Here is a 24737-nt window from a genome sequence, read left to right as displayed (position 1 = left end):
TCAGCGCTTCGCCTGCCAGATCCGCTGCTGGTAATCACGGATCGAGCGATCAGAGCTGAACATCCCTACTCTGGCCGTGTTGAGGATGGTGCTGCGCGTCCACTGCGGCACGTCACGGTAAAGCGCTTCAACCTTTTGCTGAGCCACGCAGTATCCGGCAAAATCAGCCAGTACCAGGTACGGATCGCCACCTGACAGCAGGCTGTCCAGCATCGGTTTGAACGCTTCTTTATCGCCTTCGCTGAAGAAGCCGTTTTCCAGCTCGGTCAGCAACGTGTTGAGATGTTTATCTTTCTTGCGCAGTTTGATCGGATCGTAGCCGTTGCTCAGCTGCGCCTTTACCTCATCCACGGTATGGCCGAAGATAAAGATATTCTCCTCGCCGACCTGTTCAGCAATCTCCACGTTGGCCCCATCCAGCGTGCCCACGGTCAACGCGCCGTTCAGCGCCAGCTTCATATTGCCGGTGCCTGAAGCCTCTTTTCCTGCGGTGGAAATCTGCTCAGAGACATCCGCCGCCGGGATCATCAGCTCCGCCACCGAAACCTTATAATCCGGGATAAACACCACTTTCAGGCGATCGGCGACCAGCGGGTCGTGATTGATTTTTTCAGCCACTTTGTTGATGGCGTGAATAATATTTTTTGCCAGGTAGTAGCCCGGTGCGGCTTTTGCGCCAAACAGAAACACGCGCGGCACGCAGGCCATTTCAGGATTGTCCCGTAACTGGCGATAAAGCGAGAGGATGTGCAGCAGGTTCAGGTGCTGGCGCTTATATTCATGCAGGCGTTTAATCTGCACGTCGAAAATCGCCTCAGGATTAAGGGTAATGCCCATGGTGCGCTGAACATATTCCGCCAGGTTGATTTTGTTTTGCTGTTTGATCTGCTGAAAACGCTGCTGGAATTCTTTATCGTCGGCAAAAGCTTCCAGACCTTTCAGCGCATCCAGATCGGTGACCCAGTCGGCGTTGAGCTTGCTGTCGATCAGCGCCGACAGCGCAGGATTACACTGTTTCAGCCAGCGGCGCGGCGTGATGCCATTGGTGACGTTATGAAATTTAGTCGGCCAAAGCTGGTGATATTCCGGGAACAGATCTTTCACCACCAGATCGGAGTGCAACGCGGCCACCCCATTGACGGCAAACCCGCTGACCACACACAGATTGGCCATCCGTACCTGTTTGTTCTGATGAATGGAAAGCTTCTCCCAGACCGCTTTATCCCCCGGCCAGCGCTGCTCTACCTGTTTTTTGAACCGGGCGTTGATCTGTTTGATCAGTGAGAAGTGGCGCGGCAGCAGGCTGCGTACCAGTTTTTCATCCCAGCACTCCAGCGCTTCCGGCATCAGCGTGTGGTTGGTGTAGGCAAAGGTCTGGCTGACGATGGCCCAGGCCGCATCCCACTCCAGTTGATGTTCATCCAGCAGGATGCGCAGCAGTTCCGGGATGGCGATGGTTGGATGGGTATCATTAAGCTGGATCACCTCGTAACGGGGTAATTCTTCAATTTTCCTTCCCTGCAGATGGTGACGACGCAGGATATCCGCCACCGAGCAGGCGCACTGGAAATATTGCTGCATCAGGCGCAGGCGCTTACCGGCCTGATGGTTATCATTGGGATAGAGCACCTTGGTCAGTTTTGCCGCCTCAATCCCCTGCTGTTCCGCCTGCAGGAATTTGCCGTCGTTAAACAGCCCCAGATCGAACGGCTGCTCGGCTCCTGCCTGCCAAAGTCGCAGCGGCTGCGTAACGCCATTCTGATAGCCGACAACCGGCAGATCCCAGGCTTCTCCACGCAGGGAAAAAGCGGGCAGCCACTGTTCGCGGCCCTGTGAATCTTTTGTCAGCGAGCCACCAAAACCTACCGAAACTGACAGCGCGCTGTTGTGGGTAAACCACTTGTAGCTTTCGCGATGCCAGTTGTCCGGGGCTTCCTGTTGTGCGCCTTTGCTGAAGGTCTGGCGAAACAGGCCATATTGATAATTCAGACCATACCCGGTAGCGGGCTGGCCCACGGTGGCCATTGAATCGAGGAAACAGGCCGCCAGTCTGCCCAGCCCGCCGTTACCCAGTGCAGGGTCTACTTCCTGCTCCAGCACGTCAGTCAGGTTAACGCCCTGCTCTTTCAGCGTGTCGCTGACCGATTCCATCCAGCCGAGGTTGATCAGATTATTGGCGGTGAGTCGCCCGACCAAAAACTCCATCGAAATATAGTTAACGTGCCGCTGCGGCTGTCTGGTCACCGGTGGGGCCGGGTGAGCGGTAAGCTGGCCGGACAGCGCCGCACTGGTTGCCTGCCACCACTGATGGGGCGTCATCTGCTGCGCCTGGCGTAAACCAAAACCCTGCCACTGACGTTGCAGCGCGGCCAGAAACAGCGACTTATCAAACTGAACCTGCATCACTTTTCCTCTCATTCGGTAAATTTTTCACCATGCTGCAACTTCAGCCCCCGCTCAGCATCCTCCCGCCAGGGATTAGACAGGGAGGAGAAACGGGGCGTAGGCAGGCTGACTGCACCGGCTCATTAACAACCGGAAACTCCTATTTTCAAAAATGTGACGAACTGCGACTAAACGAAACATAAAACCTTAACATTCTTGCAATCAACAGCTTGAAGGCAGACTTTATGAAAAAGAATTAATACGCACAGTAAAATAATTCATCTTCTCTCTGGCCTCCGTCATAAGAAACGAAACTATGCTAATCCCTTCGAAACTCAGCCGCCCGGTGCGGTTGCAAAATACGGTGGTGCGCGAGCGTTTGCTGACGAGGCTCAGCTCTGCGCCTAATTATCGCCTGACGCTGGTCAACAGCCCGGCAGGCTATGGCAAAACTACACTGATGGCTCACTGGGCAGCGGATAAAAATTTTCTGGGCTGGTACTCACTGGATGAGAGTGACAATCAGCCGGAACGCTTCGTCAGTTACCTGATAGCGGCGGTCCAGCAGGCTACAGACGGGCACTGTAGCAAGAGCGAAGCCCTGAGCCAGAAGCATCAGTACGCCAGCCTTCCCGCGCTGTTTGCGCAGCTTTTTGTGGAGTTGTCCGACTGGGATCGGCCTCTGATGCTGGTGATTGATGACTATCATCTGATCACCAATGTCGCCATTCATGAAGGGATGCGTTTTTTCCTGCGCCACCAGCCTGAAAACCTCTCGCTGCTGATCCTCTCCCGGACATTACCTCCGCTGGGCATAGCTAATTTACGCGTGCGCGATCAATTACTTGAGCTGAACTCTTCACAGCTGGCTTTCACCCATAATGAAACCCAGCAGTTCTTTGACTGCCGCCTGAAAGAGCCGATTGAGCAGGCCGACAGTAACCGACTGTGCGACGACGTGGCCGGTTGGGCAACCGCCCTGCAACTGATCGCGCTCTCTGCCCATCAGTCCACCACTTCCACCCAGCAATCCACTCAGCAATCCGCCCGTAAACTGGCCGGTCTGAATGCCAGCCATTTATCGCAGTATCTGGTGGAAGAGGTGCTGGATCGGGTTGATGCGCCAACGCGTGATTTCCTGCTGCGCTGCTCGCTGTTGCGCTCGATGAACGACGGGCTGATTGTGCGTCTGACCGGCAGCGACAATGGCCAGCAGCGGCTCGAAGCGCTGGAGAGCCAGGGGCTGTTTATGCATCGTATGGATGGCACCGGCGAGTGGTTTAACTTCCATCCGCTGTTTGCCACCTTTCTTCGCCAGCGGTGCCAGTGGGAGCTGGCAACCGAACTGCCGGCTATTCACCGGGCGGCGGCTGAAGGCTGGCTGGCACAGGGTTTTCCTGCCGAGGCGATCCACCATGCGCTGGGTGCAGAAGACACCTCCATGCTGCGTGACATCATGTTGCAACATGCCTGGGCGCTGTTTAACCAGAGCGAACTTGCGCTGCTGGAAGAGTGCCTGAATGCGCTGCCCTATGATCAAATGATCCTCAATCCCAAGCTGGTGCTGTTACAGGCCTGGCTGGCGCAGAGCCAGCATCGCTATGCGGAAGTGGAAGCCCTGCTCTGCCGGGCAGAACAGGAAATGCAGCAGCGCGATATCTCAATGACGCGGGAACTGACCGCCGAATTTGACGCCCTGCGCGCGCAGGTGGCGATCAACGATGGCCGTGAAGAAGAAGCCGAAAGGCTTGCCACCGAAGCGCTGCGCTATCTGCCCCATGAGAGCTATTACAGCCGCATTGTTGCCACCTCGGTGACCGGCGAAATCCAGCACTGCAAGGGCGATCTAGCCCGCGCCCTGCCGCTGATGCAGCAGACCGAGCAAATTGCCAGACGCTACCAGGTTTACCACTATGCGCTGTGGGCTCTGCTTCAGCAGAGTGAAATCCTGATTGCCCAGGGCTTTTTGCAGGCCGCTTTTGAGATGCAGGATCGCGCCTTTGAGCTGGTGCGGGAGCAGCATCTCGAACAGCTGCCGATGCACGAGTTTTTGCTGCGCTTACGCTCCCAGGTTTTATGGTCATGGTCCAGGCTGGATGATGCCGAAAGTGCCGCCCGGCAGGGGCTGGACGTGCTGACTAACTTCCAGCCACAGCAGCAGTTGCAGTGCCTGGCGATGCTGGCGAAATGCGCGCTGGCTCGCGGCCAGATGGACAACGCCCACCACTATCTTCAGCGCTGCGAAACCCTGATGAAAACCGGCCAGTATCATATCGACTGGCTGACCAATACCGACAAAACGCGGGTAATTTACTGGCAGCTCACCGCCAATAAAGCAGCGGCTCGCCAGTGGCTCCAACAGGCCCGCAAACCCGGCGTGGCGGATAACCACTTCCAGCAGGGCCAGTGGCGAACGATTGCCCGCGTACAGATTTTACTGGAACAGTTTAACGAGGCCGAGGTGGTGCTGGATGAGCTGAACAGCAACGCCCGCAGCCTGCGCCTGCTCAGCGATCTGAACCGCAATCTGCTGTTGAGCAATCTGCTTTACTGGCATACCGGGCGCAAAAACGAAGCGCAGCGGGTGTTGATTGAGGCGCTGAGCCTGGCGAACCGCACCGGTTTTATCAGCCATTTTGTGATTGAAGGCGAGATGATGGCCCAGCAGTTAAGGCAGTTGATTCAGCTGAATCTGCTGCCGGAGCTGGAACAGCGGCGGGCGCAACAGATCCTCCGCGAACTTAACCAGCATCACCGCCATAAGTTTGCCCACTTTGACGAAGGCTTCGTCAGTAAATTGCTGACGCATCCGCAGGTGCCGGAGCTGATCCGCACCAGCCCGTTAACCCAGCGCGAATGGCAGGTTCTGGGGCTGATTTATTCCGGCTACAGTAACGAGCAGATCGCCGGAGAGCTGGATGTGGCCGCCACCACCATCAAAACGCATATCCGTAATCTGTACCAGAAAATGGGCATCGCTCACCGTCAGGATGCGGTGCAGCAGGCGCAGCATCTGCTGAAGGTGATGGGATACAGCGCGTAAAGCGTATCAGCTCACCAGATGCCTTTTATCGATACGCCGCAATCCCAGCGCCAGCAGCAGGCTGCCCATGAGCGTGATAACAAATACCAGCGGAATATCGATGAACGGTTGGTCGGTATGGTCGAGGTGATGAGTCCGCATAAAGTGGATAAACAGCGCGTGAAAACCGTAAATCGGCAGGGAATTTCGCGAGATTAATGTCAGCACCGGCAAGGGCCGGTTAAGGCAATTTTTGAATAAGACCAGCAGGCTGACGGCGGCGATAAACACCACGGGTCCGCAGTAGAGATACCAGGTATCGGCAAAAGCCCCGTTGATTGCCATCTGCTTTTTTGTCCCCATCGCAATGCCCGCCACGCTGGCGAAAAACACCACGCCCGCCAGCCAGCTTATGCCACGCCGGTCGGTGTTCATCATGCCAATTGCCCGGCCGAACAACGCATAGAGCACATAATAGAAGCTGTCGCCGCTGAGATAGAGATTGAGCGGTAACCAGTGAAACGGCCCTACCGACTGATCGATTGTATTCGGGTTAGCCAGCACCGCCAGCACCAGCGTGACTACCGCCAGATAACCGGCGCGAACCGCTTTCACCTGAATCAACGGCGACAGCATATAGATGGGAATAATCGCGAAGAAGAACCACAGGTGGTAGAACACCGGTTTTTGCAGCAGATGTTTGATCGAAATCGCTTCGCTGATCGGCGTCAGCCAGGTGATGTAGGCCAGCCCGACAAGGCTGTAAAAGGCCAGGCAAAGCACGATGCGCAGGAAATGCCGGCCCTGAGCACTGCGCTCACCAAAGAACAGAAATCCCGAAATCATAAAGAACAGCGGCACACAAACGCGTGAAGCGGAATTCAGCAGATTGGAGACATCCCAGGTGTGTTCACCCACGGCTTTGCTGTTGGTCACATACCAGGTGGTGGTATGAATCATAATCACCATCAGGCAGGCTACTGCACGCAAATTGTCTATCCAGCCAATCTTTTCCTTCATCTCATCCTCGTCCACCGTGCCTTAAATGCGTACCAGAGAGTAGCCGGGTGGCGAATGTTCAACAACCCTTGCGTTGAGAAATCGGACTGGGCTGAAAGCAAAGACACGACAGGGCCGCAGCCCGATCGCAGGCACAAAAAAACCGCCATTACGGCGGTTGATTTGTGCAGGCCTGGTTAAGCGGCCTTCCAGCAGAGCTTTGATGCAGGCATACCCAAAGTGCATCCAGTAAGGGACTCAATCCCGTACCAAAAACTTCTCAATAATATCTTCACGCGGCTCCACGCCCAGACCCGGCTCTGAAGGCAGCCAGGCGTAGCCGTCTTCGATGCGCACCGGGTTTTTCGCCAGCGACCGGCTGATTTCGCCCGGTTCGACGCAATACTCCATCACCAGCGCGTTTTCAATAGCGCAGAGGAAGTGCAAAGAGGCGGCGGTGTTGATGTCGGTAGTGAAGTTGTGGTTGCAGACTTTACGGCCCCGGCTGTGGGCATAGTTGGCAATTTCAATCGCCTGAGTAAAGCCGGTTCGGGTCAGATCGATCTGCACGATATCGATGCCGCCTTCGTCAATCAGGCGCTGGAAGCCGCTGACCGAACACTCCTGCTCACCCGCTGCGATATGCTGATTACAGGCGGCGGAAACCTGACCATACCCGGCAAAGTTATCGGGATGCAGCGGCTCTTCAATCCAGAACAGGTTGAACGGATCGAAACGCTCTGCGCGCCGTAGAGTGGTTTTTGCATCCCAGGCGTGGCCTACATCGAGCATCAGGTCGACATCATCGCCGATCGCGTTGCGAAGAGCGTCGAGATAATGCATATCCAGCGCTTCATTCTGCCCGAAGGGTTCCCAGCCAAACTTCACGCCGGTATGGCCGGTATCTACTGCATGTCGGGCGCGGGCTACGGTGTCATCAATGCTGTACTGGAACATATTGGAAGAGTAGACGCGCATTTTGTCACGCATCGCCCCGCCCAGCAGATCCACAATCGGCTTATCCAGCCCTTTGCCTTTGATATCCCACAGCGCAATGTCGATCCCGGCCATCGCCTGAATCACTGCGCCATTGCGTCCGTAGTAGATAGTCGCACGGTGCATTTTGGTCCACAGGCGTTTGGTATCCAGCGGATTTTCGCCAAGCAGCAGCGATTTCAACCCCGTCACCATGGTGTGCGAATAAGGCGCATCAATAATCGCTTTGGTCACGTACGGACTGCCATCCACTTCGCCCCAGCCCACATAACCGGCGTCGGTGGAGATTTTGATCAGCAGCGCATCCTGAGAACTGTCGGTACGCTTCTCAATGTTCGGCAGCCTCAGATAGAAGGCTTCAACGTCAGTAATTTTCATCGGGTCGGTTCCTGGTAGCAAAATCTTCAGGCGGTATTACTCTGCCTGAGAAAGTAATCTGCGGCGTTCCGCTATGATCTTTTCGTAATCCACATCCAGCGCCTGCACGCGGATATGTTGTTCAATCTCTTCGGCCATTTTGCGGATATCGCCTTCGGCAAACACATCCACCAGCCGCTGATGCTCTTCGATGATCGCTTCCATCGATTTGCCCATGGTGGAGAGGCCAAAAATCACCGTAAGCTGGCGCGCTATCGACTCCCACAGATTGCTGAGCACCGGATTCATCGCGAAGCTGCACAACACCCGGTGAAAAGCGGTATCTGCCGAAGCAAAGCCATACACATCTTCGCGCTGCTGCATCAGCACCAGCTCGTCCACGCTCTGATTCAGAATACGGATCTCACGCGGACCGTTGCGCCCGGCCTCAATGGCACGGCGGCAGGCCAGCGTCTCCAGCGGGATACGGACATCAATAATCTGCTCCAGCCGCTGATGTGAAATCTCCATCAGGCGGATGCCTTTATAAGGCTCGCTGGAGACAATGCCCTGGCTTTCCAGAATGCGCAGCGCCTCACGAATCGGCACCCGGCTCATGCCCAGCCGGGTCACCAGATCCGGCTCTGACACCCGGTCACCGGGCAGCAGTAATCCGCGTGACGCGGCCGAGAGGATCGCATCCACCGCGTGATCCACTAAGGTGCGGGGTCTGGCTGGTGCCCAGCTCTCGTCGAGGTTCTCTTCGTCGAGCAGTGGCGCGTGATGTTGTCCCGTTTTACGCGTGGGCGTCGCGGCTTTTGCGGCCATGAGTTTGTCCTGATAGCTCGTTAATGGGTGCGGGTCTGGAACTCACCAAAACCTGGCTCAATCTGCATTTCACCGTTACAGAACACCGTCACCCCACGGATCAGGGTGCGGACGACCTTGCCCTGACAGGCCATGCCTTCAAAGGCGCTCCATTTGCCCAACCCCTGGAATTTAGCCCCTTCCACCGTCCAGTTACCCGCCGGATCGTAAAATGCCAGGTCGGCATCAAAGCCCAGCGCGATCGCCCCTTTCTTTGGATAAAGATGGAAAGCTTTAGCCGGGCCGGTAGCGGTCATGCGGGCGAAATCCCGCAGCGACACGCCGCGCTTAACGTGGCCTTCGCTGAAGAACATCGGCCCCAGCGTTTCCACGCCGGTCAGGCCCATTCCGGCATCCCAGATGGTTTCTAACCCGGCCAGCTTTTGCTCCGGCGTATAGGGGCAGTGATCGGACGCCAGCACGTCAATCTCACCGCTGTGCAACACCTGCCACAACGCATCCACCACCGGACGGGGGCGGATTGGCGGGCCGCAGCGGGCATTCGGACCAATGCGCACCAGATCATCTTCATCCAGGATTAAGTAGTGCGGACAGGTTTCAAAGGTCGCACGCACTTCCGGGCGGGCAGCAGCAATCTGCAGGGCGGCTTTCGCCGAGCTGACGTGAACGATATGCGCCCTGGCTCCGGTGGCTTTGGCAATCTGCAATACGCGGCCAACCGCCTCAATTTCGGCAATTTCCGGCCCGGCCAGCGCGTGGGCGCGGGTATCTTTCCGGCCTGCCTGACGCAGTTCCGTGCCTGCGCCAATCAGAATGTCGTGGTTTTCCGCATGGACGCCAATCAGGCCATCAAAGGTTTTCAGCTCGCGCATCGCACGCAGCAACCCATCGTCGTTCAGACGCGGCAGGCCTTTCTCATCGGTGGCTTCGCCATTTATTGCGCCGCTGCACAGGAAAGCTTTAAAGGCGACAGCCCCCAGCGCATCCATCTCAGCAAGCTGGCTGACGTTGTTGCCATCCAGCCCTGCCCACATTGCAAAATCCACTGAACAACTGCGGGCCAGCATCTCGCGCTTGGCGATAAAGTTTTTGGGGCTGGTCGCCGGAGGCAGCGAATGAGGCATTTCGACAATAGTGGTAACGCCGTGGGCTGCCGCGCCCCGCGTGCCTTCCAGCAGCTCCTTCTCCGGGTAATCGTGCGATCCGGTGAAGTGGGTATGAACATCAATCGCGCCTGGCACAATCACCAGCCCGGCGGCATCAATGATTTCATCAACCTGTGGCAGGGTTGCATCCTGCGCCAGGATACCGGCAATTTTCCCCTGTTCGATCAGCAGATTCGCCTGCACTTCTCCGCTCTCGAGTACCACCAGGCCATTAATAATCAACGTCTTCATGCCGTTACTCCTGTGAAGGGTTTGCGCGGGCTGCGAGGGAAGTCTCCACCAGCGCGGCGAAAGGAACCGGAATTGCCGGGCTGAGCCAGCCTGCTTCGGTAAGCAACCGGGCAAAGCGATCAAAATCTTCGCGGGCGATTAACGGCGAAGCGGCAAAAACGTTCGCCTTCAGGTAGGCATCAAGACCGGTAACCAGCGCCGCTTTGGGGTAATCCTGATACCAGGGCTGCACCCGATCTGCCAGTGCCTGCGCGCTGTGCGTTTGCAGCCACTGCTGGGCTTCTGCCATCGCGGCGGTAAAGGCGCTGAAGGCAGCCTGTTTTGCCGCCATCACATCACGGCGGGCGATATAAGCACTCCAGGGAATGTCGCCGCAAAGGGGAGCCAGACTGGTAACAGCAGAAATATCGCCACGGACGATGAAAGGTGCCAGCGCGTGCATTGAGTGCAGGGCATAGTCGGCATCTCCCCGGCTGACAGCGGCGAAATCGGCAGCTTCATCACCGCAGCCTGCAATTAACTCAACTTCACTTTCTAAGCGATGTTGACGCAGCAACCAGTTGAAACTCAGGGTGGCAGTGCCGACGTTGCCGACATCAATCACGCGTTTGCCGCGCAAACTGGTCAGCGAGAAGTCGTCGTCAGTTTTGCCTGCGGCCAGGAACCACGGGTTAGCAGAAACTGCCGCCGCAAAACAGAGCAGCTCCGGGCCCTGCTCCTGATAATTTTTCATCATCACCATCGGGCCACCAATGGTCAGATCGGCTTCGCCAGCCATCACTGCCGGAACCTGACCGCCCTGCACCGTTTTCCCGCCCGACTCTGCGGTGGTGAACTGCACGCTGAGGCCGTGCTTAGCAAACAGCCCCAGGCTTTCAGCCAGATACTGCGCACAGTAATAAATGCGTGATTCGCTGCGATCGCCCTGATTCAGGATTAAGGACATCGTCATGACAGGTTTGCTCCCGCAGATACAGAGGCTGATGGAATGAAGAGGAAAGCTACGACCACAGCCAGGTCAGGTTTTTTTAAACCTGCTAAACCAGCAGAGAGTTTCATAAGCAGCCAGCTCCTTCCGTGGTAAGAAACGCGGTATTCAGCTCGCCCATGTTGCTGACGCCGCACCAGTGGCTCAGGGCGGTGATTTCATTCACCCAACCCGACAGCAGCCCGAAGACCGCATCCTCTCCGCCCGCCACCAGCGCACTGATTACCGGCCGGACAACCAGCGATAAGGACGCTCCCAGACAGGCGGCCACCACGGCATCTGTTCCACTGCGCACGCCACCATCGAGGACCAGATTGCCCTGATAATGCTGACGAAGCGCAGGCAGTTGCTGCGCCGGTGATGCCCAGCGTGCGCTCTGGCGCAGACCAATATTCGAGGCAATGATGCCCTGGCAACCCGCGTTTTGGGCGGCAGTCGCATCCTCAGGATGCAGAATACCTTTTACCAGCAGCGGCAATTTATGGGCAGCGGCCAACTCGCAGGCCTGACGCAGCTGATCCCAGCCCCAGCACGGGAAGGCAGGCAGCGCCTGAACGCCTGGCCCGGTGGAACCGATAGTTTTCAGTCCACGTTGTAACAGGGCATCACCTATCGAAAAGCCGCCGGGTTGCAGGCCAGGCACCGGATGCACCGGGGCCAGCACCGTCAGGATGATCCCTTTTGCGCCACATTCGGCGGCATGGGCAATCAGCGCTTCAATACGGGTCAGCTCTCCCGCCGCCCGCAGTTGCAGCCAGCAGCCTTCATACTCCGCGCAAATTTCATTTAGCGGCGTCACCGTCTCTTCCGAAATCGCCAGCGGCAGATTCAGGCGCCTGCAGGCACGGGCGATCGGCAACAGCCCCTCAGGATGGAAAATCTTATCTCCTGCAAAAGCGCCCACTCCCAGCGGGGCGGCCCAGCGTGACCCGGCGAAAGTCACGCTGGTATCAATCCCCTGGTTTGCCCGCATCACGCGGGGCAGCAGACGGTAACGCTGCAAATCCAGGCCGTTGCTGTCCTGCGCGTCCAGCAGAGCATCAGCAGGCTGGCCCAGCATATAGCGGTAAAGCGGATCGCCCAGGCGCTCGCGCGTTTCCTGTTGAAAAGGCAGCGCCTTTTTGCACTCAGCCATGCTGACTCTCCTGATGTTCCTGCTCGTGTTTAAGGAAGGTGGTGAACGCTTCTGTCTGGGGCTGTTTAAGGATGGCCGGCGGCCCCTGCTCAATCAGTTGTCCGCCCTGCAGGAACACCACCCGATCCGCCACGCTCGCCGCGAAAGCGATATCGTGGGTACTGATAACCAGAGTGATGCCGGTCTGCGCGAGGTTACGGATGGTCTGGTTCACTTCGCGCACCAGTTCCGGATCCAGCGCCGAGGTGGGCTCATCAAACAGCAGGATACGGGGCTCAGCGGCCAGCGCTCTGGCAATCCCCACCCGCTGCTGCTGCCCGCCGGAAAGTTCGTGCGGCAGGTTAGCGACAAAATCCCCCAGACCCACGGCACGTAATGCCCGCAGCCCTTTGGCGCGGGCTACATCTTCCTGCATGCCCTGCACCCGCAAAGGAATGCTCATCGCGTTATCCAGCGCGGTCAGATGATCGAACAGTGCGAAATGCTGGAAAACAATGCCGATGCCGGAACGGGCACGGTTTTGCGGCAGCAGACGATCGGGCAGCACGCGACCATTTTCGTCGTAGCCCATAAGGTGGCCTTCCGTCGAAATGGTGCCGCTGGAACGCGGAGTCAGTGCCAGAATCGATTTCAGCAGCGTACTTTTACCGGAACCGGAGCGGCCCAGCAGCACCACCACTTCGCCCCGACGGATATGCAGCGACAGATCTTTCAGCACCGGCTTGTTGCCATACTCCACGCAGAGATTATCAATTTCGAGTACCGGCGCGGCTTTACTGGTTTCCCAGCGCTGTTTTGGCAGTGGCACCACTTCCGCTTCGGCTGGCATCGGCAGCTTCTCCAGCCGGAGACGGGCACGACGGGCGCGATCTTCAAGATTGTAATGACGCTCAAGCCACCATTGACCGGCAGCCAGCAGCGAAGAGAGGATCATATAAATCCCACCTGAAGCCACCAGCACCGGAATAAACAGGAAGTTTTGCGAAACGATGGTCTGCCCACGCATGGTCAGTTCGTTCACGCCGACTACCGAGGCCAGCGAGGTGGACTTCAGCAGCCCCACGGCTTCGTTGCCCATAGTGGGCAGAATAGCGCGCAGTGCCTGAGGGATAACCACATGGATCATCTCTTTGGTACGGGAATAACCAAAAGCCTGGGCCGCCGTGCGCTGGTTGCGATCGGTGGCGAGAATGCCGCCACGGATAATTTCCGCACAGAAAGCCGTTTCGTTGATCATCAACGCCAGCAGGGCGCTGAGAAAAGGGCTGAAGCGCAGGCCAAACTGCGGCAGCACGTTATAGAGCAGGATCAGCTGCAACAGCACCGGCGTGCCGCGCAGAATATAGATATAGACCTGCACGGGAAAACGAATAATCCAGTGGCGGGAGGTGCTGGCCAGCGCCAGAAAGAACCCAATAATCACGCCACCTGCCAGCGCACCGACCAGAAGCTGGACAGCGATAACAGCACCCTGCCACAGATAAGGCAGAGTTAAATACTTCAGAAAATCATCCACGCTTTCTCTCCAGCTTTCGGACGCTTACTCATCCCATCAGGGGGTAGCAGCACTTCCCGTTCAGTCATCTCTGAACGGGAGGCGTGACCTTATTGCCGGCACCGGCGAAATGGGCTGCTGCTGATGACGCTTAGCCTTTGTCTACGGCATCACGCTGCGCGCCTGCACCCTGGCCCCAGTAATCCAGCAGCTTTTTCTGTGCGCCGGAGGCCTGAATCACTTTCATCGAATCCAGGACGGCATTCCGCATCACGGTATTGTCTTTGGCGATGGGGAAGCCAACCATGATCGGCAGGTCTACAGTAAAGGCGGTGGTGAAGGCGGGATCGGCTTTGGCGATTTCACGTGCGGAGCCCGCTTCGGTCAGGTAGATATCAGCACGACCACTTTTGATCGCCTGAATACTGTTATCGGTGTTTTGCACCATCAGCATATTCACTTCTGGCTTGCCTGCGGCTTTGCACTTCGCCGTTTGCTCTGGCACCAGCTTTGTGGCTTCGTAAGTGCCCGCAGCAGCGGCGACAGTTTTGCCGCACAGATCGTCAGCAGTCATGATTTTTTTCGGGTTGCCTTTGGCAACGACAGAACCGTCCTGCACCTGCACAGAGGCGACAAAAGCGATCTGCTTCAGGCGCTCCGGGGTGACGTAGAGCATCGGGCCAATATCCGCACGACCGTTAGAGATGGAGGTCAGCAGGACGTTGAACGAACCATTCTGGTAAGTGTGCTTAAAGCCCAGGCAGCCGCCAATACGATCGAAAAGCGACGGGTCCAGTCCTTCAATCACAGTAGGATCGGCGGCGGAAGGGGCTTCAAAACCTTTGGTGTAGCCCCCCAGGCCCACCACCACGTCTTTGCCGACCAGTGAAGGATATTTGGCCTGTAGCGTTTTACACTGAGCCATCGCGCCGAAGTCGGAGGCGGAAGGTTTTACCGTATCCGCAGCCTGTGCGGAGAGTGAGAAGACGGTGCCGGTCAGACCGGATACCAACAATGCGATGCGTGCTAATTTCATTATAAATTTCCCTGGAGCTGGTGAATGTGGAAGCGATGACCTGCAAGGAATGAATCACGTTCGACTGCTTTTGTGGGTGTTAGCGTAAGATCAATACCCTTTCTGACTACTTACACGGTTTATCAGCGGCTCTCCGGCCAGATACCGTTCGAGGTTCTGCAAAAATAGCGTCAGGCAGCCGTCAAGGTAGGCGCCGTGATCGTCGAGGCTACAGTGCGGGGTCATAATCAACCGCGGGCACTGCCAGAGCGCATCACCTTCAGGCAGCGGCTCTTCGTAAAACACATCCAGTACCGCACCCGCCAGCTTCTCCTGATTCAGCATCTCGCTAAGGGCGTCGTAATCGAAGACCCGCGCGCGGCCAACAATAATCACACCTGCACGAGGCGGCAGTTTTGCCAGACGTTCGCGGCTGAAAAATCCGTTGGTTTCCGGGGTCAGCGGCAGGGTTGAGACCAGCACATCGGTATCCGCCAGCTCCTGCTCAATGTCTGCCAGGCTGATGCAGCGAGCCACATCGGCCTGCGTTTCTCCGCTGCGGGTTACGCCGACGACTTCATAACCCTGACGGGTCAGCAGGGCTGCGGCCGCCGATCCAATGCCACCCAGCCCCAGCAGCGTGACTTTTTTGCCGCGAGCGCAGCCGCCAAACGCTGGACGCCACTGCTGACTGGCCTGATCCTGTAAAAAGCCCGGAATGCCGTAGTTGAACATCAGTGCTGACATCAGGATAAATTCAGCGCCTTTGTCACCGTGGACGCCGGAAGCGTTGGTGAGCTGAACGGCGCCCGGCCATCTCTCCAGCCAGCTTTCCACGCCTGCCGACATCACCTGAACCCAACCCAGTTTTGTGGCTTCAGCCATATGCTGATACAGGGGAAATTTACGTCCGGCCCAGACGATATCCGCTACCGGCAGGAAATCTGCCAGTCGCTGAGGGTCGTTGTTTTCCGACAGGGTGAATTTGCCCGTCAGCAGCGGATTCGCCTCAAGACGTTGCCAGAGCAGCGCTTTGGGAAGGCGCAGCGCCTGCGGGCCAGCCGGATCGTTTTCAATATGAATATGCATGTTTTTCTCCGCGCTTCAGCGCATCGCCGTGACTTCCAGCTCAACCAGTAAATCAGGATGGTTAAGCTGAATGCCTACGGTGGCCCGGGCCGGGAACGGGAAGGAGAAGTACTCTGCGTACACCTCGTTCAACTGGGAAAAAAGCGACAGGTCGGTCAGGAAAATGGTCACGCGAACCACGTTGTCGAAAGTCATGTCTGCCTGGCTCAACAAATCACCGACGTTTTTCAGTACCTGGTGGGTTTGTTCCTGAATGGTTTTCCCCACGATGGTGGCGGTGTAAGGGTCAATCGCCACCTGACCAGAGATAAACAGCATGGGTTCATGCAGCACGGCTGCCGACAGGGGCGCTGGCCCCATTGGGCGGTCTTCTGCGTTCATACCAGGATAGGCAATGGCCTTTTTCATTAAGGTGTCTCAGCGAACGTTTGATGACTCATAATTCGTATACGATCAGACGAAAGTCAACGCGCGCATTTTGACCAGATGGAAGGTTTTATGCTTTGACACAGCGGGTTAGCTGAAAAATTTCGTGCGGATAACCGGGAGGAAAGTTAGAAAAATCAGTAATATAAATGTGATATAAATCACATTTTTTTCCGTGCGATTTTCAGGCGATGGCAAAGTATACGATTTTGTGATGGTGGGGTTTAAAGGCCTGTTTTTGTATGCCAGCACGCAGGATTTCACCATGAACCGACCTGAACTTCATAAAAGGTGCTGCTGCTATCAACCAGAGTGATAACTACATCAGAAATTACAAATTTTAATCTATTCTCTGCTAATGCATATTAATTCCCACGGAATATAAACCTGGGAAATAAAATGACTGAAGAGATGATAAACTTAAAAAAAGAAGAGCTACCTTTATTTACTACGCTTAAGACACTATGTCAAAAAGGAATTTATTCCTTCCATGCACTACCCATTTCCAGCTTAGGAGGAAGTGATATCTTGCCTGGTGGCTCTTCAATTATGGGGCTAAATCTTGAATCAACAGTAACAGGTGAAAGATTTGATAACTTTTTCTTTCCAAGGAATGTAATTTTTAAGTCGCAAAACCTGACTGCAAAAACTTATAATTCCGACGCTTCATTTTATATCACTAGCGGCACTAGTGTAGCAAACCAGATAGCTATCTCAGCAATATGCGAAAAAAATGATACTGTTCTTGTTGATAAAAACTGCCATCAATCTGTGCATTTTCATACTCAATCTCTGGGTGCGGATATACGTTACCTTCACCCTGATTTAAGCAGTGATGACGGGGAAGTCAGTGCCTGGTCTTATGATAATTTAAAAAATGAAATACTGGAAAAACAAAAAACAACCAATGGATATGATTTAATAATCCTTACAGCACAGTCTTATGATGGAATGATCTATGATATACCAGAAATTTTATACAGACTTCTTTCAGATGGGGTTAAAACCCGGAAATTCTTTATTGACGAAGCGTGGGGTAGTTTGAATTACTTTAGTGATGACACCCGTAAGTTAACTGTCATGCATGCGGACAAAGTAGTATCCTTATTTCCTGATATTCAAATAATTTGCACCCAATCAGCTCATAAATCATTATATTGTTTGCGTCAGGCTTCTCTTATACATTGCAAAGGAGATCAACATCTTGCTGAAAAGATTGAGATTGCGAAATATAGAATCCATACAACTTCACCCAGTTATCCTGTATTGGCTTCACTTGAGATGTCCCGGTATGAGATGGATCAATATGGCAAAGAGCTTTCTAATTACAGTCGAAAATTGTTAAATGATTTCGCTCTATCAATTGAAAACTTACCGGAACTCAAAATTAAAAACATCCGACAACTATTTCATAAAAAGCAATGGCATATTCACATTGACCCAACTAAGTTTATGCTTGATGTTTCGATTCTTGGGACTGCAGCAGAAATAAAATCAAAATTACTCCTTAAAAATATTTACGTAAACAGAACGATTGGAAACTGTCTTCTGCTTAACTTTCATATTGGAGTAAATAAAGCGGCCACAAAAAAATTGAGCGATGCTTTATCCGACTTGTACAATGAAAATATTAAGTGTAATGGTTCAGATTTGAAAGAATATAATTCCTCAGATAAATTCATTGTTTCCTACCCACCTGGAATACCATTGGTTTTCCCCGGAGAGGTAATTGACAAAAAAGTCAGAATGAAAATTAATCAATACCGAGAAAAAGGCATGCTGATCATTGCAGCATAGTAATTAATTTAATTATCGGGAAATACATAATGATTAAACTAGAAAGATTAAGAGAAATTACTTCAGCCCAGGGTAATCTTCCCTGCATGATTAGTGGCGAAAAGGTTTATACATGGCAGGAAACTCTATCGCTTACTGAATCAAAAATTTGTTTTTTAAAAAATAACTTTCAGCCATGGCAACTTCAATCTGCCAGTTTTATATCTAAAAATAGTTTCGAATTAATTTGTTGGCTTTCGGCATTTTCCACGTTGTCCATACCCATAAATGGACTTGACTACTCTCTTCCACTCAACACCTTGGTAAATTTATTAAAAAAAATAAAACCAGGATTACTACTTATCTCCTTTAAACTTTATAATGCTGATGAAATCAGCAAACTACAATCCACGGGTGTTACATTGATGGCTATTGATGCGCCTATTGACCCAGTTGTAAAAAGTTTAGGTATCATCCATCAAGACAAAATTAATGAGATCCTTAAAATTCATAAACCAGTTGCTTTTCGCTCTCTTTCATTAACATCTGGAACCTCTTCGGAACCTAAAATAGCAGTGCGTTATAAGTCTTTCGATGCGCGTAGATTTGCATGGTTTACGGCACGATATGGATTTAATCATCTTGATGGCTTCATGCTCATACTTCCCCTTTATCATGCTGCGGGCAATGGGTGGGCCAGGATGTTTATGGGCCTGGGTTCAATACTGTATCTGGTTGATCAAAATAATGATCAAGAAATTATAAAAACGTTGTCCTCAAGTCATGTTTCCACATCGGTTATGACACCCAATTTAGTTTCACATCTAGTGGAAATGATGAATGTTTTTGGTATCAAAACCCACCTGAGATGGTTACTTGTCGGTGGTTGTAACTTCTCCGCTCAAAGAAAAATTGAAGCGGTTGATGCCCTGGGCGCTATTATTCATGAATACTACGGTTGTACAGAGTCGGGAATTAATATACTGGCTGAGCCTGATGATTTAATCAGCAATCCAGAAAGTGTAGGACGAGCATTTGATGGAAATAAAGTTATTATTCTTGACCCTAAAAATAACCCGGTAGAAAAAGGTATTCAAGGTCGTGTAGCTATCGCTAGCTATATGTTAATGGATGAATACGGAGATGGAAGAAAACCATTTGTAGAAATTGAAGGTTCTTCATACTTCCTTATGGCCGATTATGGCTACATAGATTCTCAAAATCGACTTTTTTTGATGAACAGAAACGCAGATAATAAAAACACATTTCATGTCTATAGCATTGAAGAGAAATTAAGATCCTTGCCATGCATTAATGATATTGTCATAATTCCTGTTATAGATAACACCTCATGCTCGCTTGAATGTTTATATACTACAAAAAATACGGCCTTGTTAAAAACAGGGTCGCTTATTAATAAAATAGAAAATATATTTCACGAACATAAAGTTTCAAAATTCAAAATAAAAAATGTAGAAAGCATACCTTATAGCCCCAGTGGAAAGGTTAGGTTTTATGAGGTTATCCATCGGCCTGACGCTGCATGATGAAAGCAGATGTAAGATATTAGACCAATTTGAAAATAATCATTCATTATTTTCCGTTTAGATAATAGTTACACTTATGCAATCAAGTATAACGGACTTAAATTTCACGTTAAGGAAACAGTATGATCCCCTCACACACAAAAGGCATTATTTGCTGCTTACTGGCCACTGTATCATGGGGTGCGATGTTCCCAATTATGACAGATGCGCTGGCACATCTTGACCCATTCAATTTCACAACGCTCCGCTACGGTATTGCCGGATTAGCTTTTGCGCTTTTACTTTTCTGCATGGAAGGAAGTAAAGGTTTTCACCTTAAGGGTGAACGCTGGGGACTTGCCTGGCTATTTGGAACATTTGGTTTTGCTGGTTTTGGATTTCTGGTTTTTTTGGGGCAACATCTCGCCGGACCATCCGGAGCGCTAACCGCTTCAATTATGATGGCAACCATGCCAATGCTGGGTCTTTTGAGTATCTGGGCATTGAAAAAAAACGGCCTGCTGCCAGTACCTTCGGTTTTATTCTGCTATCTTTTTTTGGCGTGTTACTTGTAATAACCCACGGCAGTACGGCGGACATCCTGAATAAGCCAGTAAATATAATCGCTAACCTTTTACTGATTGCAGGTGCATTGTGTTGGGTTTTGTATACCATAGGCGGATCTTATTTTCCTGGCTGGAGTCCGATACGGTATACCACGCTGACAACCCTTTTGGGCATGATTAGCGTCTTAGCCATCGATATTGTCCTTATGCTAACTGGAATGATCAGCGTACCTCATAGCGCTTCAGTGACTGCCGTTATACCGCATCTGCTTTATATGGCATTGGTTGCTGGTATGATGGCAGTGCTGTGCTGGAATGTTGGGAATATGATCATTACCCCCACGAATGGTGTTTTGTTCATGGATATTGTACCGGTTACTGCTTTCTTCATCTCGGCAATGAATGGTATTGTTCCATCTCAACTGCAGATTGTCGGTGCCTGTATTACTGCAACAGCATTGATTTTAAATAATCTGAACCAACGCAAACAGGCAAAAATTTTAATGATAGAAAATTAGTCATTAATATCCCAAAGTTCCCTCACCGCGTCGATTAATGCTGAAATAACCGGTGAGGTTTCTCTTTCTAGTGACCAGATGAAGCATAGCTGACTGATGGTTTTTTCTCCCGGCCAGATATAAACCTGCTGATTATCCTGGGCGGATAGTGCCAGATCTTCTCTGAGCAGAGTCAGCCCCATTTCCATACTGACCATTTCTGTCAGCGTTTTTTCCTGATCTGCAACCATGCAAGGTCTAACCTTCAGATTATTTTGGGAAAAAAACTCACGACTGATGGTAGAGAAAGAACACTTTTCTGGCGTAGCTATCCAGGGAAATGAAGGAATATCTTTCAGGGATGCCTTATTAAGCCTTTCCTTCCAGGTCCAGGGCCCCACAATGCAGATTGATACCGGGGAAATTTCCATTACCCCTAAACCAGGATCCACAACTTTACCAATGACGAATCCTGCATCTAATTCACCACCTATAACACCATCAATAATGTGGCCAGAAATGTTTTGCCGGATGGTCAAATTAATATTCTGATGACGTTGACGCAGTCGTGAAAGAACTGTTGGTAAATTCAGGATAACCGGGACTGATATTGTTCCAAGGGAACAGGTAATAACATCATTTATGGTCCGTGCTTTATTCACAAAATTCTTTGCTGCAGCAAGTGCAATCTGCGCCTCTTCTCGCATAATGATACCGGCAGAAGTGAGTTCCATTCCTCTTGGCGTGCGTTTGAACAGTTTAACGTTGTATTCATTTTCGAGTGATTTGATATGTGCACTGACTGCTGGCTGACTGAGGAAAAGAATGCTGGCAGCCCGTGTAAGGCTGGAGGTTTCAGCAACAGTGACGAATGACTTCAATTGATGCAAATCCATTTTATCGACCTTCCTGTTGGCAGAGCATTAACTGCCATCAACTACCTGTAATGAAAATCCCATACTGGCTGATTTATAATCAACTCCCCTTGATATACATTCTGTAGCGCTTATGCGCAAGATGTTTGCCTTCACATTCCGGGTAACCCCTGCAGATGCAATAGGCCCTCTTCTTTTGCTAAAACATCATGCTTACAGCTATTGACGCACTCAACTGCGGGCTGACTAACTCACGGTCAAAGGGTATACTGACGCCCACTTTTTATAACCTCTCGTATCGCGTGCGGATCTAACATGCAAAAGTTTGATACCAAAACCTTTCAGGGTTTGATCCTGACCTTACAGGATTACTGGGGCAGCCTGGGCTGCACCATCGTGCAGCCACTGGACATGGAAGTGGGTGCAGGAACTTCTCACCCGATGACCTGCCTGCGTGCAATCGGGCCAGAACCGATGGCCGTGGCTTACGTACAGCCGTCACGCCGTCCGACTGATGGACGCTACGGTGAAAACCCTAACCGTCTTCAGCACTATTATCAGTTTCAGGTGGCCATTAAGCCTTCCCCGGACAACATCCAGGAGCTCTATCTTGGTTCCCTGAAAGCGCTGGGTCTGGACCCGACTATCCACGATATCCGCTTCGTAGAAGATAACTGGGAAAACCCCACGCTGGGTGCCTGGGGTCTGGGCTGGGAAGTGTGGCTGAACGGCATGGAAGTGACGCAGTTCACCTACTTCCAGCAGGTGGGCGGCCTGGAGTGCAAACCGGTGACCGGTGAGATCACTTATGGTCTGGAGCGTCTGGCGATGTATATCCAGGGCGTGGACAGCGTTTATGATCTGGTGTGGAGCGATGGCCCGCTGGGCAAAACCACCTACGGCGACGTGTTCCACCAGAACGAAGTTGAGCAGTCTACCTATAACTTCGAACACGCGGATGTCGACTTCCTGTTCTCCTGCTTCGAGCAGTATGAGAAAGAAGCCCAAAGCCTGCTGGCGTTGGAAAATCCACTGCCATTGCCGGCTTACGAACGCATCCTGAAGGCGGGTCACTGTTTTAACCTGCTGGATGCGCGTAAAGCGATCTCTGTGACCGAACGTCAGCGCTATATCCTGCGCATCCGTACCCTGACTAAAGCCGTGGCTGAAGCTTACTATGCGTCGCGTGAAGCGCTGGGCTTCCCGATGTGCAAAAAGCCAGCACAACTGGAAAATGATTAAGGAACCCACCATGACTGAGAAAACATTTCTGGTGGAGATCGGCACCGAAGAGCTGCCACCAAAGGCACTGCGTAGTCTTGCCGAATCCTTTGCCGCTAACTTTACTGCCGAGCTGGACACCGCGGGCCTGACGCACGGTGGTGTGACCTGGTATGCCGCACCACGCCGTCTGGCGCTGAAAGTAGCTAACCTCAGCGCTGCACAGCCCGATCGCGAAGTAGAAAAACGTGGCCCGGCGATTGCCGCTGCGTTTGATGCGAATGGCGTGGCCACCAAAGCTGCCGAAGGCTGGGCGCGCGGCTGTGGTATCACCGTCGATCAGGCCGAGCGCCTGAGCACCGATAAGGGTGAATGGCTGCTGTACCGCGCCCATGTGAAAGGCGAAAGCGCACAGTCGCTGCTTCCTGCCATGGTCAGCACCTCGCTGTCTAAACTGCCTGTTCCGAAACTGATGCGCTGGGCCGATTCTGACGTGCAGTTTGTGCGTCCGGTCCACACCGTAACGCTGCTGCTGGGTGAAGAGAGCCTGCCAGCCACCATTCTGGGCGTGGCTTCTGGCCGTACTGTCCGTGGTCACCGCTTTATGGGCGAAGCGGAGTTCACCCTCGACAATGCCGACCAGTATCCTGAAATACTGCTGGAGCGTGGCAAAGTTCAGGCTGACTATGAAGCGCGTAAAGCACTCATCAAAGCCGGTGCCGAAGCGGCTGCCCGTGAAATCGGCGGGATTGCCGATCTCAGCGAAAGTCTGCTGGAAGAGGTGACGTCTCTGGTGGAGTGGCCGGTAGTGCTGACGGCGAAGTTTGAAGAGAAGTTCCTGGCCGTGCCAGCCGAAGCGCTGGTTTACACCATGAAAGGCGACCAGAAATACTTCCCGGTCTACGACCAGGCAGGCAAACTGCTGCCAAACTTTATTTTCGTCACCAATATCGAGTCGAAAGATCCGCAGCAGATTATCTCCGGTAACGAGAAAGTGGTTCGTCCGCGTCTGGCTGATGCAGAGTTCTTCTTTAATGCAGACCGCAAAAAGCGTCTGGAAGATAACCTGCCACGTCTTGAAACCGTTCTGTTCCAGAAAGAGCTGGGCACGCTGCGTGATAAAACAGACCGTATTCAGGCGCTGGCGGGCTGGATTGCCGGTCAGACGGGTGCCGATGTTAATCACGCTACCCGTGCTGGTCTGCTCTCCAAATGCGACCTGATGACCAACATGGTGTTTGAGTTCACCGACACCCAGGGCGTGATGGGCATGCACTATGCGCGTCATGATGGCGAAGCAGAAGATGTGGCCGTAGCGCTGAACGAGCAGTATCAGCCGCGTTTTGCCGGTGACGATCTGCCTTCCAGCCCGGTAGCCTGTGCGCTGGCTATTGCCGACAAGATGGATACCCTGGCCGGTATTTTCGGCATTGGTCAGCATCCGAAAGGCGATAAAGACCCGTTCGCACTGCGCCGTGCTGCGCTGGGCGTGCTGCGTATTATCGTCGAGAAGAACCTGCCGCTTGATCTGCAAACCCTTACCGAAGAAGCCGTGCGCCTTTACGGCAGCAAGCTGAGCAACGCCAAAGTGGTCGACGAAGTTATCGACTTTATGCTGGGGCGTTTCCGCACCTGGTATCAGGAAGAAGGCCACAGCGTGGATACCATCCAGGCCGTGCTGGCTCGTCGCCCTACCCGTCCGGCAGACTTCAATGCCCGTATGAAGGCGGTGTCCCACTTCCGTACGCTGGAAGAAGCCACCACGCTGGCAGCGGCGAACAAGCGCGTCTCCAACATTCTGGCGAAGGCTACCGAGCCACTGAACGACAGCGTTCAGGCCTCTCTGCTGAAAGAGAATGAAGAGATTCAGTTAGCGACCTATGTCTCAGCGCTGAGCAGCAAGCTGCAGCCTTACTTCGCTGAGGGCCGTTATCAGGATGCACTGATTGAGCTGGCACAGCTGCGGACCACCGTGGACAACTTCTTTGAGAAGGTGATGGTGAATGCCGAAGAGCGCGAAGTGCGGATAAACCGCCTGACGCTGCTGGCTAAACTGCGTGAGCTGTTCCTGCAGGTAGCGGATATTTCACTGCTGCAGTAACGCTGGTAAAACCAGGGGCGGAATGTATTCCGCCCTTTTCACT

The 24737-nt window shown here is 52.9% G+C and carries 19 protein-coding genes; 7 read left to right on the top strand and 12 right to left on the bottom strand.

Features of this window, described 5'->3' with window-relative positions:
• Positions 1-2403 (bottom strand): maltodextrin phosphorylase, encoded by a 2403-nt coding sequence (gene malP, locus VRC33_RS00370; protein WP_338559729.1) that lies wholly within the window; start codon positions 2401-2403, stop codon positions 1-3.
• 298 nt (positions 2404-2701) lie between these two features.
• Here malP and malT point away from each other — a divergent pair, with 298 nt between their 5' ends.
• Positions 2702-5428, top strand: a complete 2727-nt coding sequence (gene malT, locus VRC33_RS00365; protein WP_338559727.1) for an HTH-type transcriptional regulator MalT — start codon at positions 2702-2704, stop codon at positions 5426-5428.
• 6 nt (positions 5429-5434) lie between these two features.
• On the opposite strand, the gene VRC33_RS00360 is transcribed toward malT, so the two are convergent.
• The 10 genes from VRC33_RS00360 to VRC33_RS00315 form a co-directional block, all read right to left on the bottom strand.
• Complete coding sequence (locus tag VRC33_RS00360; RefSeq protein WP_338559725.1) at positions 5435-6427, bottom strand: acyltransferase; 993 nt, start codon at positions 6425-6427, stop codon at positions 5435-5437.
• Between the two features lie 237 nt (positions 6428-6664).
• Positions 6665-7780, bottom strand: coding sequence for a mandelate racemase/muconate lactonizing enzyme family protein (locus VRC33_RS00355; protein ID WP_338559722.1), 1116 nt, complete (start codon positions 7778-7780; stop codon positions 6665-6667).
• Between the two features lie 36 nt (positions 7781-7816).
• Positions 7817-8587, bottom strand: coding sequence for a GntR family transcriptional regulator (locus tag VRC33_RS00350; RefSeq protein ID WP_338559720.1), 771 nt, complete (start codon positions 8585-8587; stop codon positions 7817-7819).
• A 20-nt stretch (positions 8588-8607) separates the two neighbouring features.
• Positions 8608-9984 (bottom strand): amidohydrolase family protein, encoded by a 1377-nt coding sequence (locus VRC33_RS00345; RefSeq protein WP_338559718.1) that lies wholly within the window; start codon positions 9982-9984, stop codon positions 8608-8610.
• A 4-nt stretch (positions 9985-9988) separates the two neighbouring features.
• Positions 9989-10936: an ABC transporter substrate-binding protein gene (locus tag VRC33_RS00340; RefSeq protein WP_338559716.1), complete on the bottom strand. Its 948-nt coding sequence runs from the start codon at positions 10934-10936 to the stop codon at positions 9989-9991.
• Positions 10937-11039: 103 nt separating this feature from the next.
• The gene (locus VRC33_RS00335; RefSeq protein ID WP_338559712.1) at positions 11040-12107 is read right to left on the bottom strand and encodes an alpha-hydroxy acid oxidase; all 1068 of its coding nucleotides are present in this window, start codon (positions 12105-12107) and stop codon (positions 11040-11042) included.
• A complete protein-coding gene (locus tag VRC33_RS00330; RefSeq protein WP_338559709.1) occupies positions 12100-13623 on the bottom strand; it encodes an amino acid ABC transporter permease/ATP-binding protein in 1524 nt (507 codons plus the stop codon). Before VRC33_RS00330 ends, VRC33_RS00335 begins: the two co-directional genes overlap by 8 nt.
• Before the next feature lie 130 nt (positions 13624-13753).
• The gene (locus VRC33_RS00325) at positions 13754-14638 is read right to left on the bottom strand and encodes a transporter substrate-binding domain-containing protein (RefSeq protein WP_338559707.1); all 885 of its coding nucleotides are present in this window, start codon (positions 14636-14638) and stop codon (positions 13754-13756) included.
• Between the two features lie 90 nt (positions 14639-14728).
• A complete protein-coding gene (locus VRC33_RS00320) occupies positions 14729-15706 on the bottom strand; it encodes a D-2-hydroxyacid dehydrogenase (RefSeq protein ID WP_338559705.1) in 978 nt (325 codons plus the stop codon).
• Between the two features lie 15 nt (positions 15707-15721).
• The gene (locus VRC33_RS00315) at positions 15722-16114 is read right to left on the bottom strand and encodes a Rid family detoxifying hydrolase (RefSeq protein WP_338559703.1); all 393 of its coding nucleotides are present in this window, start codon (positions 16112-16114) and stop codon (positions 15722-15724) included.
• A 417-nt stretch (positions 16115-16531) separates the two neighbouring features.
• On the opposite strand from VRC33_RS00315, the gene VRC33_RS00310 reads away from it, so the two are divergent.
• From VRC33_RS00310 to VRC33_RS00295, 4 genes are all read left to right on the top strand, one after another.
• A complete protein-coding gene (locus tag VRC33_RS00310) occupies positions 16532-17929 on the top strand; it encodes a lysine decarboxylase (protein WP_338559701.1) in 1398 nt (465 codons plus the stop codon).
• A gap of 29 nt (positions 17930-17958) precedes the next feature.
• On the top strand, positions 17959-19455 hold the full coding sequence (locus tag VRC33_RS00305; protein WP_338559699.1) for a class I adenylate-forming enzyme family protein: 1497 nt from the start codon (positions 17959-17961) through the stop codon (positions 19453-19455).
• A 122-nt stretch (positions 19456-19577) separates the two neighbouring features.
• Entirely contained in the window at positions 19578-20009 is a 432-nt protein-coding gene (locus VRC33_RS00300; RefSeq protein WP_338576861.1) for an EamA family transporter, read from the top strand.
• A complete protein-coding gene (locus VRC33_RS00295) occupies positions 19997-20518 on the top strand; it encodes an EamA family transporter (RefSeq protein ID WP_338559694.1) in 522 nt (173 codons plus the stop codon). Before VRC33_RS00300 ends, VRC33_RS00295 begins: the two co-directional genes overlap by 13 nt.
• On the opposite strand, the gene VRC33_RS00290 is transcribed toward VRC33_RS00295, so the two are convergent.
• Entirely contained in the window at positions 20515-21393 is an 879-nt protein-coding gene (locus VRC33_RS00290) for a LysR family transcriptional regulator (protein WP_338559692.1), read from the bottom strand. The genes VRC33_RS00295 and VRC33_RS00290 overlap by 4 nt on opposite strands.
• Before the next feature lie 294 nt (positions 21394-21687).
• Here VRC33_RS00290 and glyQ point away from each other — a divergent pair, with 294 nt between their 5' ends.
• Entirely contained in the window at positions 21688-22614 is a 927-nt protein-coding gene (gene glyQ, locus VRC33_RS00285) for a glycine--tRNA ligase subunit alpha (protein WP_338559690.1), read from the top strand.
• Positions 22615-22624: 10 nt separating this feature from the next.
• On the top strand, positions 22625-24694 hold the full coding sequence (glyS, locus tag VRC33_RS00280; RefSeq protein WP_338559688.1) for a glycine--tRNA ligase subunit beta: 2070 nt from the start codon (positions 22625-22627) through the stop codon (positions 24692-24694).
• The last annotated feature ends 43 nt before the right edge of the window (positions 24695-24737 follow it).

The sequence above is a fragment of the Erwinia sp. E_sp_B01_1 genome (assembly GCF_036865545.1).
GTDB lineage: Bacteria > Pseudomonadota > Gammaproteobacteria > Enterobacterales > Enterobacteriaceae > Erwinia.
The sequence above is the reverse complement of the archived record's forward strand: the minus strand, read 5'-3'. Positions and strand labels throughout refer to the sequence as shown.

Excerpts from the sequence above, each read along its gene's own strand:
- VRC33_RS00325 (WP_338559707.1), bottom strand. The coding sequence starts at position 14,638 with ATGAAATTAGCACGCATCGCATTGTTGGTATCCGGTCTGACCGGCACC.
- VRC33_RS00315 (WP_338559703.1), bottom strand. The coding sequence starts at position 16,114 with ATGAAAAAGGCCATTGCCTATCCTGGTATGAACGCAGAAGACCGCCCA.
- VRC33_RS00320 (WP_338559705.1), bottom strand. The coding sequence starts at position 15,706 with ATGCATATTCATATTGAAAACGATCCGGCTGGCCCGCAGGCGCTGCGC.
- VRC33_RS00290 (WP_338559692.1), bottom strand. The coding sequence starts at position 21,393 with ATGGATTTGCATCAATTGAAGTCATTCGTCACTGTTGCTGAAACCTCC.
- VRC33_RS00335 (WP_338559712.1), bottom strand. The coding sequence starts at position 12,107 with ATGGCTGAGTGCAAAAAGGCGCTGCCTTTTCAACAGGAAACGCGCGAG.
- VRC33_RS00305 (WP_338559699.1), top strand. The coding sequence starts at position 17,959 with ATGATTAAACTAGAAAGATTAAGAGAAATTACTTCAGCCCAGGGTAAT.
- VRC33_RS00300 (WP_338576861.1), top strand. The coding sequence starts at position 19,578 with ATGATCCCCTCACACACAAAAGGCATTATTTGCTGCTTACTGGCCACT.
- VRC33_RS00360 (WP_338559725.1), bottom strand. The coding sequence starts at position 6,427 with ATGAAGGAAAAGATTGGCTGGATAGACAATTTGCGTGCAGTAGCCTGC.
- glyS (WP_338559688.1), top strand. The coding sequence starts at position 22,625 with ATGACTGAGAAAACATTTCTGGTGGAGATCGGCACCGAAGAGCTGCCA.
- malT (WP_338559727.1), top strand. The coding sequence starts at position 2,702 with ATGCTAATCCCTTCGAAACTCAGCCGCCCGGTGCGGTTGCAAAATACG.
- VRC33_RS00350 (WP_338559720.1), bottom strand. The coding sequence starts at position 8,587 with ATGGCCGCAAAAGCCGCGACGCCCACGCGTAAAACGGGACAACATCAC.
- glyQ (WP_338559690.1), top strand. The coding sequence starts at position 21,688 with ATGCAAAAGTTTGATACCAAAACCTTTCAGGGTTTGATCCTGACCTTA.
- VRC33_RS00345 (WP_338559718.1), bottom strand. The coding sequence starts at position 9,984 with ATGAAGACGTTGATTATTAATGGCCTGGTGGTACTCGAGAGCGGAGAA.
- VRC33_RS00340 (WP_338559716.1), bottom strand. The coding sequence starts at position 10,936 with ATGACGATGTCCTTAATCCTGAATCAGGGCGATCGCAGCGAATCACGC.
- VRC33_RS00355 (WP_338559722.1), bottom strand. The coding sequence starts at position 7,780 with ATGAAAATTACTGACGTTGAAGCCTTCTATCTGAGGCTGCCGAACATT.
- VRC33_RS00310 (WP_338559701.1), top strand. The coding sequence starts at position 16,532 with ATGACTGAAGAGATGATAAACTTAAAAAAAGAAGAGCTACCTTTATTT.
- malP (WP_338559729.1), bottom strand. The coding sequence starts at position 2,403 with ATGCAGGTTCAGTTTGATAAGTCGCTGTTTCTGGCCGCGCTGCAACGT.